The sequence below is a fragment of the Gordonia jinhuaensis genome, from assembly GCF_014639795.1.
In the GTDB taxonomy this organism is placed as follows: domain Bacteria; phylum Actinomycetota; class Actinomycetes; order Mycobacteriales; family Mycobacteriaceae; genus Gordonia_B; species Gordonia_B jinhuaensis.
The window spans coordinates 193,865-211,230 of record NZ_BMGC01000003.1 but is presented as its reverse complement, the minus strand read 5'-3'; the positions used below and the strand labels follow the sequence as shown (position 1 = coordinate 211,230).

12 protein-coding genes are annotated in these 17,366 nt (G+C 67.1%); 5 read left to right on the top strand and 7 right to left on the bottom strand.

Annotation, left to right across the window (positions count from 1 at the left end):
• Window positions 1–21 precede the first annotated feature (21 nt).
• From resB to IEW22_RS03575, 6 genes are all read right to left on the bottom strand, one after another.
• Window positions 22–1,854, bottom strand: coding sequence for a cytochrome c biogenesis protein ResB (gene resB, locus IEW22_RS03600; protein ID WP_188585211.1), 1,833 nt, complete (start codon window positions 1,852–1,854; stop codon window positions 22–24).
• Between the two features lie 24 nt (window positions 1,855–1,878).
• Window positions 1,879–2,757 (bottom strand): cytochrome c biogenesis CcdA family protein, encoded by an 879-nt coding sequence (locus IEW22_RS03595; RefSeq protein ID WP_188585210.1) that lies wholly within the window; start codon window positions 2,755–2,757, stop codon window positions 1,879–1,881.
• Window positions 2,754–3,308 (bottom strand): TlpA disulfide reductase family protein, encoded by a 555-nt coding sequence (locus IEW22_RS03590; protein ID WP_229742149.1) that lies wholly within the window; start codon window positions 3,306–3,308, stop codon window positions 2,754–2,756. Before IEW22_RS03590 ends, IEW22_RS03595 begins: the two co-directional genes overlap by 4 nt.
• Window positions 3,309–3,416: 108 nt before the next feature.
• Window positions 3,417–4,046 (bottom strand): histidine phosphatase family protein, encoded by a 630-nt coding sequence (locus IEW22_RS03585; RefSeq protein WP_188585208.1) that lies wholly within the window; start codon window positions 4,044–4,046, stop codon window positions 3,417–3,419.
• A 4-nt stretch (window positions 4,047–4,050) separates the two neighbouring features.
• On the bottom strand, window positions 4,051–5,430 hold the full coding sequence (gene hemL, locus IEW22_RS03580) for a glutamate-1-semialdehyde 2,1-aminomutase (protein ID WP_188585264.1): 1,380 nt from the start codon (window positions 5,428–5,430) through the stop codon (window positions 4,051–4,053).
• Window positions 5,431–5,745: 315 nt separating this feature from the next.
• Window positions 5,746–7,251: a PucR family transcriptional regulator gene (locus IEW22_RS03575; RefSeq protein WP_188585207.1), complete on the bottom strand. Its 1,506-nt coding sequence runs from the start codon at window positions 7,249–7,251 to the stop codon at window positions 5,746–5,748.
• A 102-nt stretch (window positions 7,252–7,353) separates the two neighbouring features.
• Here IEW22_RS03575 and gabT point away from each other — a divergent pair, with 102 nt between their 5' ends.
• From gabT to IEW22_RS03560, 3 genes are all read left to right on the top strand, one after another.
• On the top strand, window positions 7,354–8,715 hold the full coding sequence (gabT, locus tag IEW22_RS03570; protein ID WP_188585206.1) for a 4-aminobutyrate--2-oxoglutarate transaminase: 1,362 nt from the start codon (window positions 7,354–7,356) through the stop codon (window positions 8,713–8,715).
• Window positions 8,712–10,727: a primary-amine oxidase gene (locus IEW22_RS03565; RefSeq protein WP_188585205.1), complete on the top strand. Its 2,016-nt coding sequence runs from the start codon at window positions 8,712–8,714 to the stop codon at window positions 10,725–10,727. Before gabT ends, IEW22_RS03565 begins: the two co-directional genes overlap by 4 nt.
• Window positions 10,728–10,876: 149 nt before the next feature.
• Window positions 10,877–12,352: an NAD-dependent succinate-semialdehyde dehydrogenase gene (locus tag IEW22_RS03560; protein WP_188585204.1), complete on the top strand. Its 1,476-nt coding sequence runs from the start codon at window positions 10,877–10,879 to the stop codon at window positions 12,350–12,352.
• Window positions 12,353–12,359: 7 nt separating this feature from the next.
• On the opposite strand, the gene IEW22_RS03555 is transcribed toward IEW22_RS03560, so the two are convergent.
• On the bottom strand, window positions 12,360–14,195 hold the full coding sequence (locus IEW22_RS03555; protein ID WP_188585203.1) for a sigma-54-dependent Fis family transcriptional regulator: 1,836 nt from the start codon (window positions 14,193–14,195) through the stop codon (window positions 12,360–12,362).
• A gap of 198 nt (window positions 14,196–14,393) precedes the next feature.
• On the opposite strand from IEW22_RS03555, the gene IEW22_RS03550 reads away from it, so the two are divergent.
• Both IEW22_RS03550 and IEW22_RS03545 read left to right on the top strand, forming a co-directional pair.
• The gene (locus tag IEW22_RS03550; RefSeq protein ID WP_188585202.1) at window positions 14,394–15,995 is read left to right on the top strand and encodes a flavin-containing monooxygenase; all 1,602 of its coding nucleotides are present in this window, start codon (window positions 14,394–14,396) and stop codon (window positions 15,993–15,995) included.
• Between the two features lie 76 nt (window positions 15,996–16,071).
• Window positions 16,072–17,277: a serine hydrolase domain-containing protein gene (locus IEW22_RS03545; RefSeq protein WP_188585201.1), complete on the top strand. Its 1,206-nt coding sequence runs from the start codon at window positions 16,072–16,074 to the stop codon at window positions 17,275–17,277.
• Window positions 17,278–17,366: the final 89 nt, after the last annotated feature.

Below are 17,366 nucleotides of genomic sequence, written 5' to 3'. Positions count from 1 at the left end.
CCGTGTTCCTTCCCGATCCGATCAGTTGTTCCGGGCCCGCTCGGACACGCCCGGTTGAGCATCTGTGGCCGCCTCGTCACGTCCGACGAGACCGGCGGCGAACTTGGGGAAGCCCTCTCCCCATCCGGCCTGATCAGTCCTGGCCAACCCGGCCAGCTCTACTACTGTATGTCGTTGCGCTGCCGGTGCCGAGTCCCCGGCCGATTTCGGCCCCTGGTCGTCAGCCGATTCCGGCACCTGGTCCCCGGCCGATTCCGGCACCGGGCCGCTGATCCGTGCCCACACGCGCCGGCGCTTGATGAGCAGCGAGATCAACAGTCCGACCAGCATCGCGATGGCGCTGATCAGCACCCATTCCTGCGCCGGGTTGTGCGAGACCTGCAGCGACACCCAGCGCTGGTAACCGTCGAACCGCACGGTGGTCCCGTCGGGGAGCTTCGACTGCTGACCCACACCGAGGTTCACGCGATCCTTCTTGAGCAACCGCCCCTGGTTGATCATGTCGCGGTCGAGCTCGTAGACGTTCTGCGGTGCGCCGGTGTCCAGACCGGTGTCGCCCTGATAGATGTCGATCGCCACCGCCGGATTACGCGGCTCGGGGAATGCCGAGCTGAGCAAGGTGCCCTGCAGTGTGGCCGTCGGTGCGAACAACCCCTCCAGCGCGACCTGATGTTTGCGACGCTCGTCGGGGTTCGGGTACAGACCCGCCGGGGTGTCGAACCGCACCGCACCCGAGGACAGCATAATCGACAGCTCGTCGGGACGGAACGGTACGGTCTGGGTCCGCGACTCGCCGTTGGGGAAGGTCACCGTGAACGTCGGGGCGAACCCGTTGCCCAGCACGTACACCCGGTCGCCCTCGGTGCGCAGCGGGTGGTTGACCTTGATGGTGGCGTCCTCGTAATTCTGCGAGTCGAGCTGAGAGGCCTTCTGGTAGTGCACCCGTGCGGTGTACATATCGGGCTGGCCGCTGGGCAGGTAGGTCGCGTCGAAGCTCTGGACGTTCACGCAGAACGGGGTGAGGTCGGTCCCGTCGACCAGCCCACCTCCGCGAAACGAGTCGTAGACGGCCGTGGAGGTGTTGCAGAAGGGCTGTGTCCCGTCGGCGACCACGATGCGGGTGCCCTCGTACCCGTAGACCTTGCCCACGGCGATCGCCACGAGCAGCCCGAGCAGGGCGAAGTGGAACAGCAGATTGCCGAACTCGCGGAGGTAGCCCTTCTCGGCCGAGACCTCGACGGTCACCGAGTCGGCGGCGGCGACATTCGCACGCTGCTCGTCGGTGAGGCCGTCGGCGCCCACCTCGAATGTCTCGGTGCCGGTGGATCCCACGAGCGTGACCCGCATCGCCTTGCGCCACCCGCGCAACCGGCTCATCACCTGCTCGCCGAGCGCGATCGGGTCTGCGTCGGAATCGTCGTAACGGACGTGGCGGGGCAGCCGGTCGAAACGGCGCGGTGCGCGCACCGGCCTGGCCCGCAGCGTGCGCGCCTGTTCGATCATGCGCGGGGTCAGGCAGCCCACCAGCGAGACGAACAGCAGCACGTAGATCGCGGTGAACCAGACACTGGAGAACACCTCGAAGAACTGCAGCCGGTCCAGGATGCGCCCGACGAGGCCGTGATCGGCGATGTACTTGGCGGTCTTGGCCTCGTTCAGCTCGCGCTGGGGTAACAGCGCCCCGGGGACGGCGGCCAGGGCCAGCAGGAACAGCAACGCCAGCGCCGTGCGCATCGCGGTGAGCGATCGCCACAGATTGCGGACCGGCCACCACACCCGGCGGATCAGCACATGCGGCTTCGCGGGTCGGGGCGGCGGTGTCTGCTGCGGCGGCTTGACGTCAAGGTCGGTCATGGTTGTGCGACTCGAATCAGAACTCTAGATCGGGGTGGTGGCATTGGAGACGAACAGATCGCGGACCCACCACACGAAGTGGTCCCACTGCCCGCTGACGAGCAGGATGCCCACGGCGAGCATCAGCACGCCGCCGGCGATCTGAATCGCCCTGGCGTGGCGGCGGATCCAGCCGAATGCCTGCATCATCCAGGCCGAACCCAGCGCGACGAGGATGAACGGCAGTCCCAGACCCAGGCAGTAGGCGACGATCAGCACCACCCCGCGCACCGCGGTGGTGCCCTCGGTCGACGAGGCGGCAGCGATCACCGACGACAACGTCGGTCCCAGACAGGGCGTCCACCCCAGTGCGAACACAGCTCCGAGCAGCGGGGCTCCGACCAGATTGGAGATGGTGCGCGGATGGAACCGCGCCTCGCGCTGCAGCGCCGGGATCAGCCCGACGAACGCGAGACCCATCACGATCGTGATGACTCCGCCGATGCGCTGCAGCAGGTCGTGGCTGACGATGAAGGTGGTGGTGATACCCAGCACCGCCGACGTCGCGAGCACGAAAACCACGGTGAAGCCCAGCACGAACAGCAGTGCCGCACCGGCGACACGCAGTCGCGCACCGGGCGGCATCGACGGGCGCTGCGGACGGGTGCTCACCGCGACCGCGCCGTCGGCACCGGCTGTGGTGGTGCTGGTGGCAGTGGCGGTGCGAGCCATGTCGGGCGCCTCGGCGCCGACCAGTCCGGCCAGATACGACAGGTATCCGGGCACCAGCGGGACCACGCACGGCGAGGCGAATGACACCAGTCCCGCCAGCACGCAGGCGCCGAGCGCGAGCAGCAACGGACCGGTACTCGCGGCGGAGGAGAAACTCTCGCCCACCGACGACGCCACCGCGACGGTACTCACGACCGATTCTCCTGTTCAGCGGCCAGCCCCTGGACCAGCGTGGTCAACTCGTCGGAGTTGACGGTACGCAGGAACACCGCGGCAGCGCGGTGGTCGCGGTCGAGCACCACGGTGGTGGGGACCACCGACGTGGGCGTGGTCAGCGCGACCAGCGACCGGCCGCCGTAGTCGTAGATGGACGGGTAGGCGACGTTGCGATTGCGCACGAAGTCCTGGGCACTGCCCTTGTCGTCGCGGAAGTCGATACCCAGGAACGCCACCCCGCGATCCTTGGTGGCGGCATAGGTCTGTTCGAGATCGTCGGACTCGGTGCGACACGGTCCGCACCACGAGGCCCACACATTGATCACCACGACCTTGCCGGCAAAGTCCGACAGGTGAATCGTGTTGCCGGTCAACAGGTCTGGACCGCTGAGATCGCGGATGTGCTTACGCTCGGAGGGCGGGTTGTAGAAGATCTCGGTCTTGCCGTTGGGCGAGACGAACTGGAAGGTGTCGCCCTGGGAGACCGCATCATCACCGGTCGAGCAGGCGGTGACACCGAGCACCATCGACAGGACGGCCGCCAGCGCCAGCACGAGCGCAGGCCGACGGTGATGACGTCGGCGTGCGGGCGCAGGCGTGTCAGCGCGACGGTGCGTAGGCGATCGGAGCGGCATTCACGCCCCGGTCGTCAGCGGATCCGACGATCCAGCGGGCTCGGAGTACACGATGTCCACGAGTGCGTCACCGTCGAAGAGCAGGCTGGTCAGCGAGGCCAGCGAGCACTGCCGGGCGCGCGGATCGTGCCAGAGCCGCTGCCCCTCGAGGAAGCGTCGCAGCGTGTACACGGGCAGTTGATGACTCACGCACACGGCTTCATGTCCCTGAGCAGCCTCGCGCGCCTTGGTGGCCGCGGCGAGCATGCGGTGGGCGATGTGGATGTAAGGCTCGCCCCACGACGGGGTGAACGGGTCGCGCAGCTTCGCCCAGTGGCGCGGACGACGCAGCGCACCGTCGCCGACGGATACGCGAAGACCCTCGAAGACGTTGTCGGCCTCGATGAGACGGTCGTCGGTCTCGATGGTCAGGCCGTGGGCGGCGGCGATCGGCGTCGCGGTCTGCTGCGCACGCTGCAGCGGCGAGGCGAACACGTGGGTGATGTCGTGGTCAGCCAGCACGTCGGCGACCTTGTTCGCCTGTGCCACACCGTCAGACGACAGCCGGAAGCCGGGCAGTCGCCCGTAGAGGATGCCGTCGGGGTTGTAGACCTCCCCGTGCCGCATCATGTGCACGACAGTGCGCGTCATCGCGCTAACTCACCTCCCCGGACTCGTCACGGCGGTGCCGCGGCCTACTCGTGACAGGCTCGCTCTCGGCTGGTCGTGCCGCGGCTGCGGCCCGCGCGGCCGCCGGCAGGGCGTCGCCGATCACACCGAAAGCATCCTCGTCCAGCGCCGCGGAGACAAACCAGGATTCGAACGCCGACGGCGGCGCGTACACACCGGCGTCGAGCAGAGCGTGGAAGAACGGCGCGAATCGCCAGGTCTGCGTGGCCTTGACCTGCTCATAGTTGAGCAGCGGGGCCGAGGGATCGGAGGTGAAGAACACACTCAACAGGTTTCCGGCGTACTCCACGCGGTGACCCACACCCTCGGCGTCGAGCGCCTCCCCGATCATCGTCCCGAGTCGCTCGGCGTTGTTGTCGAGCGCCGCGTAGACGTCGGCGTCGGCGTGACGCAAGGTCGCGATGCCGGCCGCCACAGCCACCGGATTACCCGACAACGTGCCCGCCTGATAGACCGGCCCGGCCGGTGCGAGGTAGCTCATCACGTCGCGGCGTCCGCCGAACGCCGCCGCCGGCAGACCGCCGCTCATCACCTTGCCGAAGGTGTAGAGGTCACCGGGCACCTGCTCGAGCCCGAACCACCCGGCGCGGCTCACGCGGAAACCGGTCATCACCTCGTCGATGATCAGCAACGCGCCGTGGCTGTTGGCGATCTCCTTGAGACCGGCGTTGAAACCGGGCAGCGGCGCGACCGTGCCCATGTTGCCCGCGGCGGCCTCGGTGATCACACAGGCGATCTCACCGGGATTGGCCTCGAATGCTGCGCGTACCGCGTCGAGGTCGTTGTAGTCGACGACGATGGTGTCGGCGGCTGCCGCCCCGGTGACGCCGGGACTGGTCGGGAGACCGAAGGTGGCCAGCCCCGACCCCGCAGCGGCCAGCAGAGCGTCGGAATGTCCGTGATAGCAGCCGGCGAACTTGATGATCTTGGGTCGACCGGTGAAGCCGCGGGCCAGCCGGATCGCCGACATGGTCGCCTCGGTGCCCGAGTTGACCAGCCGAACCTCCTGCACCGGATCGACACGCGCGATGATCTCCTCGGCGAGGACCAGCTCCGACTCGGTGGGCGCACCGAAGGACAGTCCGGTCTGCGCGGCCTTCTGCACGGCTTCCACCACGGCCGGGTGGGCGTGCCCGAGGATCATCGGACCCCACGACGACACGAGATCGACATAGGTGTTCTTGTCGACGTCGGTCAGGGTGTAGCCCGACGCGGATTCGATGAATCGCGGCGTCCCGCCCACCGCCGCGAAGGCGCGGACGGGCGAGTTCACACCGCCGGGGATGACACCGGTGGCGCGCTCGAACAGCGCCTCGGACTGGGATGTAGATGGTTTGTGCGACACGGTCACGGGCTCCAGTGTTCCAAATCGTTTCGCGGGACCCGCGTCCGAGGTGCTCGGGAGTCCGCTGATCTGCGATTTCACGGATGGTCGGTGGCTTGTCGTCGGGGCGCGGGGGTTCGGGAGTGCGGTTCAGAACTGGTTGCGCGGGTGCAAACGCAACCACTCCTCAACCACGCAACCATTGCACTGGTTGCGTCGAGCAGAACTGGTTGCGCGAAGACAGACGCAGCCAGTTCTCACATGTGCAACCAGTTCGCGACCGCGCAACCAGTCCACGTCCGCGCAACCAGTTCACGACCGACCAGACCCCGGACCTCATCGCGCCTGCGCGTCGTGACCGAGAAGGACCAGCAGCAGCTCGGCACGGGTGCGGGCGTCACGCAGGTCCACCGACAGCAGTCGCTCGATCCGGTCGACGCGCCTGCGCAGGGTGTGGCGGTGCACACCGGCGGCGCTGGCGGCCCGATCCCACTGCCCGCCGGCCTCGAGGTAGTCGCGCAACGTCTCGACCAGTTCGGTCGCATTCGGGTCGTCGAGCAGCGCACCCAGCATCGACGGGTACGCCGCACTCAGCCCAGCGCGGATCTGTTCGTTGGCCAGCAGCGATCGGCTCGTCGACACGTCGAGTACCTCGCCGGGTGCAGCCGTCCGCGCGACCAGCGCCGCGTCGGCATAGGACGCGGCCGTCTCGGCGATCGGCACCGCGAGGCCCACCCCCACTCCGGCCGTCCTGCTCAACCGCTGCGACAGCGACCCGGCCAGCGCCGGGCCGTCGTCGCCGCGCAGCAACACCGCCACCTGGCTGCCGCGCTGGGTCACGAACGCCGGTCGCCACAGGTCCGTACACGCCGAACCCAATTCGGCGACGGAGTTGCGCGCCACCCGTTCGTCGGTGAACGCGAACACCGCCACCCGCACCGTCTGCGACCGACCGCACGCCCGTGCGAGCATCGACGCCACGTGGCCGGTGGCCGCGAGCCCGTCGAGCACACCGGCGAGTACCTCCCCGAGGAGGGCGCGCTGATCGAACACCACCTGGGTCGGCTTGGCGTGTTCGAGGGTCAGCAGCGACGCTGCATGACCCACGAGCACGCGGGCGAGGTCACTGAGCGGCTCCGCTCCGGTCACCACGAGATGGCCGAACACCTCCTTGCCCACGCTGATGCGCTGCATCGTGAACGCACGATCGGCGCTGATGCGCACCCCGCCCGCCGACCGGCGTTCATGGTCGACGAATTCGCGCACCTGGCTCATCAGGTCGGGCGCCGGGACGCCCGGCCGCGCGGCGACCAGTTCGCGGCGCGCGTCGAGCAGGATCACCGTCTGACCGATCGCGACGGCCAGCTCGGCAACCACTCCTTCCACCCCGCGCGAGAGGATCGCCCGCGTCATCGACGGCTGGGTCCGCGAGGCACGAACGAACTGTTCGTAGCGGACCTCGGCGATGCGGTCGAGCACGATGCGCGCGATCGCCGCGAACGGGACGCGCAGCGGCACCCGGACGAGCGGCATCGACAGTTCCTCGGCGGCATCGACGAGTGCCTCGGGGATCTCCGGGTGCGAGAGCCCCACCCCGAAACCCACACCTGCGACGCCTGATTCGACGAGCCCCCGGATGTATTGACGGCATTCGGCGCGACCGTCGGGCAGTCGCAATCCGGTGGTGAGCATGAACTCCCCACCCGACAACCACTGACCGGGGCTGGCCAGCTCGGAGGTGATCACGCAGTCGATCTCCCCGTCGAGACGACCCGACCCGGCGACCAGCGTCAGGTCCAATGCCGGTCGGTCCAGCAGCCAGCGCACGGTAGTCGACGTCACCTGCACAAATATGCCAGCTGTGGACACAATGTCGCACCTGCACGCTCGAATGCGCCATTTTGCACCATCGCTTGATCGCCCCGGAGTGACCACACTTGTCCCATGACGATCTCCTACCGGTTGCCTCAGCAGCGCACGCTCTCCACGGCGGTCCCCGGCCCGCGTTCCACCGACCTCGCCGCACGACGCTCGGCCGCAGTTGCCGCACGTGTCGGATCGTCGGCTCCCGTCTACGCCGCCGACGCCGACGGCGGGGTCATCGTCGATGTCGATGGGAACTCGCTGATCGACCTGGGCTCCGGTATCGCAGTCACCACCGTGGGCGCCTCCAACGCCCAGGTCGCCGACGCGGTCGCCGCCCAGGCCGCCCGGTTCACCCACACCTGTTTCATGGTGACCCCCTACGAGGGCTACATCGAGGTCGCCGAACGCCTCAACCGGCTCACCCCAGGCGATCACGAGAAGCGCACGGTGCTGTTCAACTCCGGTGCGGAAGCCGTGGAGAATGCGATCAAGGTCGCCCGTCTGGCGACCGGACGTGACGCCGTGGTCGCCTTCGACCACGCCTACCACGGCCGCACCAACCTCACGATGGCGCTGACGGCCAAGTCGATGCCCTACAAGCACCGGTTCGGGCCGTTCGCCCCCGAGGTCTACCGGATGCCGATGTCCTACCCCTACCGTGACGACCTCGGCACCGACGGTGTCGCGGCCGCCAAGCGCGCGATCACCACGATGGACAAGCAGATCGGGGGCGACGAGATCGCCGCGATCATCATCGAGCCGATCCAGGGCGAGGGCGGATTCATCGTTCCCGCACCGGGTTTCCTCACCACACTGGCCGAGTGGGCGCGTGAGAACGGAATCGTGTTCATCGCCGACGAGGTGCAGAGCGGATTCGCCCGCACCGGATCGTGGTTCGCCTCCGACCACGAAGGTCTGGTGCCCGACATCGTGACCACGGCCAAGGGCATCGCCGGCGGTATGCCGCTGTCGGCCATCACCGGTCGTGCCGAACTCCTCGACGCCGTCCACGCCGGCGGACTCGGCGGCACCTACGGCGGAAATCCGGTCGCGTGCGCGGCAGCCGTCGCAGCCATCGATTACATGGCCGCAGAAGACCTTCCGGGTCGCGCGGCACACATCGCCGAGATCGCAGTGCCGCGCCTGAAGGCGTTGGCCGAACAGATCCCGGCGATCGGCGATGTGCGCGGACGCGGCGCGATGCTCGCCATCGAGCTGGTGGATCCGCAGACCGGTGCGCCCGATGCCGCACTCACCAAGGCGGTCACCACCGCGGCCCTCGCCGAGGGCGTGATCCTGTTGTCGTGCGGCACATTCGGCAATGTGATCCGCCTGTTGCCACCGTTGGTGATCCCCGACGAACTGCTGCTCGACGGACTGTCAGTCCTGGAATCGGCGCTGCGGACCGCCGCGCTGGCCCCGGCGGTCACCGCGTCATGACCACCGATACCACCGAGGTCGACAACGTGTCGGCGATACATCCGCTCGACCCGCTGTCGGCGGACGAATTCACCCGTGTGACAGAGATTCTCGCGCACGACCGCGGTGTGGGCGAGGGCTGGCGATATGCCTCGATCATGCTGATCGAACCCGACAAGGAGACGCTCTACGCCTTCGGCAAGCACGGTGAGGCACCCACCCGACGGGTGCTCGCGACGCTGTTGAACACCGAGCGCAACGCCACCTACAAGGCGATCGTGTCACTGACCGCGGGCCGGACCGAATCGTTCGACCACGTGCCCGGTGTCCAGCCGAACTTCATGGTCGACGAGTGGGAGGAGTGCGATGCACTCCTGCGCGCGGATCCCGACGTGATCGCGGCGCTGGCCCGGCGCGGTATCACCGACATGGACCTGGTGTTCATGGACACCTGGACCTATGGTGCCGCGGTGATGCCGCCGGAATACCGCGACCGGCGAATCGGCTGGAGCGACACCTGGGTTCGCAGCGGGCCGGGAATGAACCCCTACGCCCATCAGGTCAGCGGATTCCATTGCGTCGTCGATCTCAACACCATGGAGGTGCTGCGGATCGAGGACGACGGCAGCAACGAGCGACCAGAGGTGATGGGCGAGTACGTCCCTCGCCACATCCCCGAACGACTGCGTGCACAGTCCACGCGTCCGCCGGTGAAGCCACTGGAGATCGTGCAGCCGGAGGGCCCCTCATTCGAACTCGACGGCAATCTGCTGACGTGGCAGAACTGGTCACTGCGTGTGGGTTTCAACTACCGCGAGAGTATGACGCTGCATGAGGTGAGCTACGACGACAACGGCACGGTCCGCACGATCGCCAACCGGATGTCGTTCGCGGAGATGATCGTCCCCTACCGCGACACCACCGTCGACCACTACCGGCGCACCGCCTTCGACATCGGTGAGTGGGGTCTGGGGTTCATGACCACCTCACTGGAACTCGGATGCGACTGCCTTGGTGAGATCCGTTATCTCGACGCCACATTGCACAACAGCAAGGGTGAGCCCTACAGCATCCCCAACGCGATCTGCATCCACGAGGAGGACGATGCGATCGGCTGGAAGCACGTCGATCACGACGCCGGAGCCGAGGTGCGCCGGTCGCGTCGCCTGGTGGTCTCCTTCCACGTGACGGTGGCCAATTACGAGTACATCACCTATTGGCGCTTCTACCAGGACGGCAACATCGAGTGCGAGGTGCGTGCCACCGGCATCATGGTGACCACGCCGTTCGCGCCGGGTCAGCAGCCGCCGACGGGCGTCCTGGTGGACACGCAGACCTATGCGCCGTTCCACCAGCATTTCCTGGTCGCCCGGCTCGATCTCGACATCGACACCACCGCCGGCGCTCCTGCCGGCGATGACAGCGCCACCGTCGCCGGACACGAACAACGATCCGGCAACACCGTTGTCATGACCGAGTCCTATGCTCCGCCGATCGGTCCGGACAATCCGTACGGCCTGTCGGTGGTGACCCGCAACGAACCGCTGTGCACAGAGCTGCGCGGCACCGGCGATCTCGACTTCCACACTCAGCGCACGTGGAAGGTGGTCAACCCCAACGTCACCACCGCTCTCGGTCATCACCCGGCCTACAAGCTCGTACCCGGCGGCGCGATACCGGCGATGTTCGACCCGGCAGCACCGGTGCTCCAACGTGCCGGGATCATCGGACACACCGTCTGGGTCACCGCAAACGAGCCCGAGGAGCGTTGGCCGGCAGGTGAATTCGTCAACCAGTCGGAATTCGACACCGGTATCACCGAATGGGTCAAGGCCGATCGCAACATCGAGAACACCGATGTGGTGATGTGGTACGTCTTCGGCATCCACCACATCACCCGGCCCGAGGACTGGCCGGTGATGCCGGTCGACACAGTGTCGTTCTGGCTCAAGCCGTTCGGGTTCTTCGACCGCAACCCGTCGCTGGACGTGCCGGCCTCGCCGCCGTCGCACTGCCACCCCGGCGAGCACTGAAGCGGCACTCGCATGGGTCGCGCCGGCGAGACGCACCGTCGCGCCGGCGCGACCCTGGCCGGGTCGACTGTGGCCGGGGCGACCGTGGCCGGGGCCCCGCATCCCCCTGATTTCCATCCCATCGACAACGAGGGTGTAAGAGCATCATCATGACCGAAACCGCAATCCTGCCCGCCGCCTGCCGCGACCTGCTCGACTCCGTCCCGACAGGACTGTTCATCGACGGCCGGTTCCGCCCGGCACAGTCGGGCGCCACGTTCGCCGTGAGCGATCCCGCCAGCGGCGACACACTGATCGAGGTCGCCGACGCCGGCGTCGAGGATGCCTCGGCGGCAATGGAATCGGCGGTCGGCGCATTCGACGCGTGGGCCGCCACCGCACCGCGCGAACGTTCGGAGATCCTGCGCGCGGCATTCGACCTGGTCCGCAAGCGCGCCGACGACTTCGCACTGCTGATGTCGCTGGAACTGGGTCGCGCACTTCCCGACAGCGTCAACGAGGTCAACTACGGCGCCGAGTTCCTGCGGTGGTTCGCCGAGGAGGCCGTGCGCATCAACGGCCGCTACACCACCTCGCCATCGGGCAACGGGCGGATCCTGGTGACCCACCAGCCCGTCGGTGTCGCACTGGCCATCACGCCGTGGAACTTCCCGCTGGCGATGGGCACCCGCAAGATCGGTCCCGCACTGGCCGCGGGCGCACCGATCATCGTCAAGCCGGCCGAGGAGACTCCGCTGACGATGCTCGCGCTGGCGCAGGTGTTCGACGAGGTGGGGCTGCCGCCCGGTGTCCTGTCAGTGATCCAGACCTCGCATGCCGCACAGGTGTCCGCACCGCTGATCGACGATCCGCGGCTGGCCAAGATCAGCTTCACCGGGTCGACCGAGGTCGGCAGGATGCTGCTGGGACAGGCCGCGCAGAATGTGCAGCGCACCTCGATGGAGCTCGGCGGCAACGCGCCGTTCCTGGTGTTCGAGGACGCCGACATCGACCTCGCCGTGCAGGGTGCGTTCCTGGCCAAGATGCGCAACGGCGGTGAGGCCTGCACGGCGGCCAACCGCTTCCTCGTCCACGCCGACGTCGCCGAGGAGTTCACCTCGTCGCTGATGGACAAGATGGGACAGCTGCAGGTGGGCCCCGGATACGCCGAGGGCACCACGCTCGGACCGCTGGTCAACCAGCAGCAGTTCGATTCGGTCGCTGCCTCGGTGGTGGGTGCCGTGGGTGAGGGCGCCCGTATCCGGCTGGGCGGTGAGGCGATCGAGGGCGCCGGGTACTTCTACCCGGCGACCGTACTCGACGAGGTCCCCGCCGACGCCCCGGTGACGCAGGCCGAGATCTTCGGTCCGGTGGCGGTGGTCTCCACCTTCACCACCGAGGACGAGGCGGTCAGCGCCGCCAACGCCACCGAATTCGGCCTGGCCGCCTACATCTACACCCGCGACGTCGACCGGGCGTTCCGCGTCTCCGAACGTCTCGAGTCGGGCATGGTCGGGGTCAACCGCGGAGTCATCTCCGACGTCGCGGCACCGTTCGGCGGGGTGAAGCAGTCCGGACTCGGCCGCGAGGGCGGCTCCGAGGGCATCTACGAATACCTCACCACGAAGTACATCGCGTTCACCTGAGGCCCCGTCAGATCCCGGTGATGCCGTAACCGCGGATCTTGCGGTATATGGAGCTGCGTGCCATCCCCAGCGAGCGTGCTGCGCGGGCACGGTTGCCGCCGCATTCGGCCAGTGCGGCGACAATCGTGTCGCGTTCGTTGATCTCGAGTGGCGTGAGTACGCGACTGGTGGTGGTCCGACAGAATCCCGGCAGGTCCTGGGACTGGATCTCCCCGACCGGTCTCCTGGAGAGCGCGTACCCCAACGCCTGCCTCAGCTGTGTGAGGTTCTGTGGCCACGTGTAGGCGGCGAGGATACGCGCCGCTTGCGGACTCAGTCGCGTATTCCGCCGGGGCGCAAGCTCTCTGAGCGTCCGATCGATCAGCGCACCGAGGTCCTGGCCGCGTAGGCGCAACGGCGGCAGCTCCACACTGTCGCCGAAGGCGGCGAGCAGCTCCGCGTATGACCCCGGGTCTGATGGGAGGCCGGCCGGATCCATCGTTGCGGCAACGAGATGGCCTGCGGCGCTCGCCGACTCGATCAGCGCCCGCACTCCGGACATACTCGGGATCGCCGGTCGGTCGATGTGCCGGATGACCACCAATCCGGCCACATCCGACTCGCCCACATCCGACCCGGGACCATCCGACCCAGCACCGGCCGGACACGGCGGTATCTCCAGGACGGGCAGCGGTTCGCATGACTGCGCATCGACCACCAGGATGGGCGCCTGCCCGTAGTGCGCGGCGAAGGTCTCGGTGAGCACCGTGGTGCGGCCCGTCCCCGGTTCGCCCATCACGATCAGGTTGCGCTGCTCGGCCAGACACCGCGCGATCTCGGCCTTTGCACACGTCCACGCCGAACTACTCATACCTGCGCGGCCACTCTCCCCGACCGCGTGTGACTGTTCCGCGGACTCCACCGCGTGCAGATGCCGTCCTCCCGCGGCGTCCTCGCGGATCAGCTCGACAACCACCACGGTCCCGACCACCTCGTGATGACTGCTGATGTGTTTGGCGCGCAACCGAATACGTCGACCACCCTCGAGTGAGACGATGCGCGACGCGGCCTCCTCACGTGACATGAGGAAGCGCGCGTACTCCCCCACGTCGTCGATCTCCTCGGGGCTGAGCAACATCCGGGCACGCTCGTTGACCATCACCGAATTTCCGAAGGCGAGAACCGCCTGCCCCGATCTGGCGTCGGCGTGCAGATAGGTCTCGAACAGTGCGCGTGTGGCGTGTCCCCGGTCGAGGAGCAGATTGCGCCCGATCTCGGCGGCCGCCGACCGGACCACGGCATCGACGAGCGGGTTCCAGCTCTCGGCGAGCATGCTTACGTCGAGCACCCCGGCCACCCGACCCGTGAGGGGGTCGGCGATGGGGGCACCGGTACATGCGAACTGCACCAGCGACTGGTTGAAGTGTTCGGAACCGACGACGCTGACTGCCGCGCCGACCTCGAACACCGTGCCCACCCCGTTGGTACCGACCGAACTCTCCTCGAAGGAGAACCCTCGATTGAAATCCACACGATCGAGCACTCTGCCCACCGCGGCCGAGCAGTCACGTCGGTCGACGATCCGGGCGCACGCGTCGGTGAGCGCGATGGTGACCGGGACCTCGGACATGTCGACCGTCAGCCGCTCCAGAACCGGCGTGGCGCATCGCACGAGCCGGGAGTCGACATCGATGTCGTCGTGAAACGGCACCCGATAGACGTCGGCATCGACGCCGGCCGCAGAACTGCGCTGCCACGATGCCGACACCAGATCACAGACACCGCCGGCTCCGGCGGCACCGTATTCGAGGAAGTCGGCACGTGCAGCGGCGATCCGGAGTTGATGTTGACGAGGCTCGGGCATCTGCCAGCTCCTCCCGCGTCGGCGATGTCACGACCCCACGGGCGGATTGTGACGCGGGACACATTATTCCTCGCCGCGCGCCGTTCCACCACCACCGTTCGCCGGGCCCGTGCGTCCCAAATTGGGACACCGCGCTAGTGTGAGACAGGTCAAACATTCTCCACATCGTGAATATCGTCACTCACCTGAGGAGATCGAATGTCAGACACCACGCTCGACGCACTGGTGATCGGAGCCGGCGTCGCCGGTCTGTACCAGCTTGATCAGCTGCGCGAACAGGGATTGACCGTCCGCGCCTACGACACCGCATCCGGGGTCGGGGGCACGTGGTACTGGAACCGCTACCCCGGTGCGAAGTTCGATTCCGAGGCCTACATCTACCAGTATCTGTTCGACGAGGATCTGTACAAGGGCTGGAGCTGGAGTAGTCGATTCCCCGGTCAAGCCGAGATCGAACAGTGGCTCAACTACGTCGCCGACACCCTCGACCTGCGTCGCGACATCTCCTTCGACACCACGATCGTGCGGGCCGTCTTCGACGAGGACACCCATCGGTGGACGGTGACCACCGACTCCGGTGACACCATCGACACGCAGTATCTGGTCACCTGCGCGGGGATGTTGTCGGCACCGATGTCGGATCTGTTCCCCGGTCAGCAGGACTTCGCCGGCCAGATCGTCCACACGGCACGGTGGCCGTCCGAAGGCGTCGACCTCGCCGGCAAACGTGTCGGCGTGATCGGCAACGGCGCCACCGGAATCCAGGTGATCCAAACCATCGCCGACCAGGTCGACGCGCTGACGGTGTTCATCCGCACGCCGCAGTACGCGCTGCCGATGAAGAACCCGAGCTACGGCCCCGACGATGTCGCGGCCTACAAGGCCCGGTTCGACGAGCTGCGCGAGAACCTCCCCCACACGTTCACCGGCTTCGAATACGACTTCACCGACGCCTGGGACGATCTGACTCCCGAGCAACGCCGTGCGCGGCTGGAGGCCGACTACGAGAACGGGTCGCTCAAGCTCTGGCTGGCCTCATTCGCCGAGATCTTCTCCGACGAGCAGGTGAGCGAGGAGGTCTCGGAATTCGTCCGCGCGAAGATGCGTGCCCGCCTGCGCGATCCCGAGCTGTGCGATCTGCTGATCCCGTCGGATTACGGATTCGGCACCCACCGCGTGCCGCTGGAGAGCGGCTATCTGGAGATCTACCACCGTGACAATGTGAAAGCGGTTGCGGTGAAGGACAATCCGATCACCGAGATCGTGCCCGAGGGCATCGTGCTCGCCGACGGGACGCGCCACGACCTCGACGTGATCATCATGGCCACCGGATTCGACGCCGGCACCGGCGCACTGACCCGCATCGACATCCGCGGGCGCGACGACCGCTCCCTCGCCGAAGAGTGGGGTCGTGACATCCGCACGATGATGGGGCTGATGGTGCACGGATACCCGAATCTGCTCACCACCGGCGCCCCGCTGGCACCCTCGGCGGCGCTGTGCAACATGACGACGTGCCTGCAGCAGCAGACCGAATGGATCAGCGACGCCATCGGATACCTGCAGGCGCACGGCAAATCAGTGATCGAACCCACCCAGGAAGGTCAGGACGCGTGGGTGGCCCATCACGACGAGCTGGCCGACGCCAACCTCATCTCCAAAACCACGTCCTGGTACGTCGGATCCAATGTGCCGGACAAACCGCGACGGGTCTTGTCCTACACCGGCGGTGTCGGAACGTACCGGGACGAGACCATCGAAGCGGCCGAGGCCGGGTACAAGGGTTTCGCGATCTCATGAGCCGATCTCGCCCGCACCACGCGCTGTGCCCACAGACCCTGTCAGCAACAACGGAGCCCAGGAAAGGACTCACGATATGACAAGTTCGGTAACAGGTTTCGACACGTCGGTCTTCGGACGGGCCGCCGATGCGGTTCTGCAGTCCGCGGTCGACGACGAGGCACCTGTCGCGGGAGGCGTCGCGATGGTGACCGATCGGGACGGCAACGTCTACGAGGGGGCCGCCGGCAAGCGCCGTCTCGGCGGGGACGCCGAGATCACCACCAACGACGTCTTCGCGTTGTTCTCGACCACCAAGGCGATCACCGCCACCGCGGCACTGCAGCTGGTCGAGGAGGGCAAGCTCGATCTCGATCGCCCGGCCACCGAGTACGTGCCCGAACTGGGCGAGCTGCAGGTGATCGACGGATTCGACAGCTCCGGCGAGCCGATCCTGCGGGCACCGAAGGCCTACCCGACCACACGTCAGCTGCTCACGCACTCAGCAGGATTCGGCTACGACTTCTTCAACGAGACCTATGCCCGACTGGCCGAGGAGAAGGGCCAGCCCAGTGTCATCACCGCCACCAAGGCAGCGCTGATGACACCGCTGCTGTTCGATCCCGGTGAGCGCTGGAACTACGGCACCAACGTGGACTGGGCGGGCCAGGTGGTCGAGCGACTGCGCGGCAAGCGGCTGGGCGAGGTGTTCACCGAGCACGTCTTCGCACCGCTGGGTATCGAGGACATGAGTTTTGTTCTGCGCGAAGACTTCCGGTCGCGGCTCGCCGAGATGCATGCCCGCCACCCCGACGGCACGCTGACCCCGATGGACTTCGAGCTGCCCTCCCCGCCGGAGGTCGACTTCGGCGGCCATGGGCTCTACGGCACCGTCGGCGAGTACATGAAGTTCATCCGGATGTGGCTCAACGACGGTCAGGGCGAGAACGGCCGCGTACTCAAGCCCGAGACGGTCGAGATGGCCGTGCAAAACCACCTCGGCGATCTGGCCGTCACCATGCTGCCCGGTGTCATCCCATCGCTGTCCAACGACGCCGAATTCTTCCCCGGACAGTCGAAGTCGTGGTCTCTGCCGTTCATGATCAACAACGAGCTGGCCCCGACCGGACGCCCCGCCGGCGCACTGGGTTGGGCCGGATTGGCCAACCTGTTCTACTGGATCGATCGCGAGAACGGCTACGGCGGCTACTGGGCCACCCAGATCCTGCCGTTCGGCGATCCCACGTCGTTCGGCAAGTACATGGATCTCGAGACCGAGTTCTATCGCACGCTCGGGAGCTGACCGGCCGGGGGAACATCCCCGGTTCGTGTGCCTGCGGCGCGGGGTCCGCGGGCACACACAGATCCGTGGCTGTCAGGGCCCCGGCGCCA

Excerpts from the sequence above, each read along its gene's own strand:
- IEW22_RS03550 (WP_188585202.1), top strand. The coding sequence starts at position 14,394 with ATGTCAGACACCACGCTCGACGCACTGGTGATCGGAGCCGGCGTCGCC.
- IEW22_RS03565 (WP_188585205.1), top strand. The coding sequence starts at position 8,712 with ATGACCACCGATACCACCGAGGTCGACAACGTGTCGGCGATACATCCG.
- IEW22_RS03545 (WP_188585201.1), top strand. The coding sequence starts at position 16,072 with ATGACAAGTTCGGTAACAGGTTTCGACACGTCGGTCTTCGGACGGGCC.
- IEW22_RS03590 (WP_229742149.1), bottom strand. The coding sequence starts at position 3,308 with ATGGTGCTCGGTGTCACCGCCTGCTCGACCGGTGATGATGCGGTCTCC.
- resB (WP_188585211.1), bottom strand. The coding sequence starts at position 1,854 with ATGACCGACCTTGACGTCAAGCCGCCGCAGCAGACACCGCCGCCCCGA.
- IEW22_RS03555 (WP_188585203.1), bottom strand. The coding sequence starts at position 14,195 with ATGCCCGAGCCTCGTCAACATCAACTCCGGATCGCCGCTGCACGTGCC.
- gabT (WP_188585206.1), top strand. The coding sequence starts at position 7,354 with ATGACGATCTCCTACCGGTTGCCTCAGCAGCGCACGCTCTCCACGGCG.
- IEW22_RS03585 (WP_188585208.1), bottom strand. The coding sequence starts at position 4,046 with ATGACGCGCACTGTCGTGCACATGATGCGGCACGGGGAGGTCTACAAC.
- IEW22_RS03560 (WP_188585204.1), top strand. The coding sequence starts at position 10,877 with ATGACCGAAACCGCAATCCTGCCCGCCGCCTGCCGCGACCTGCTCGAC.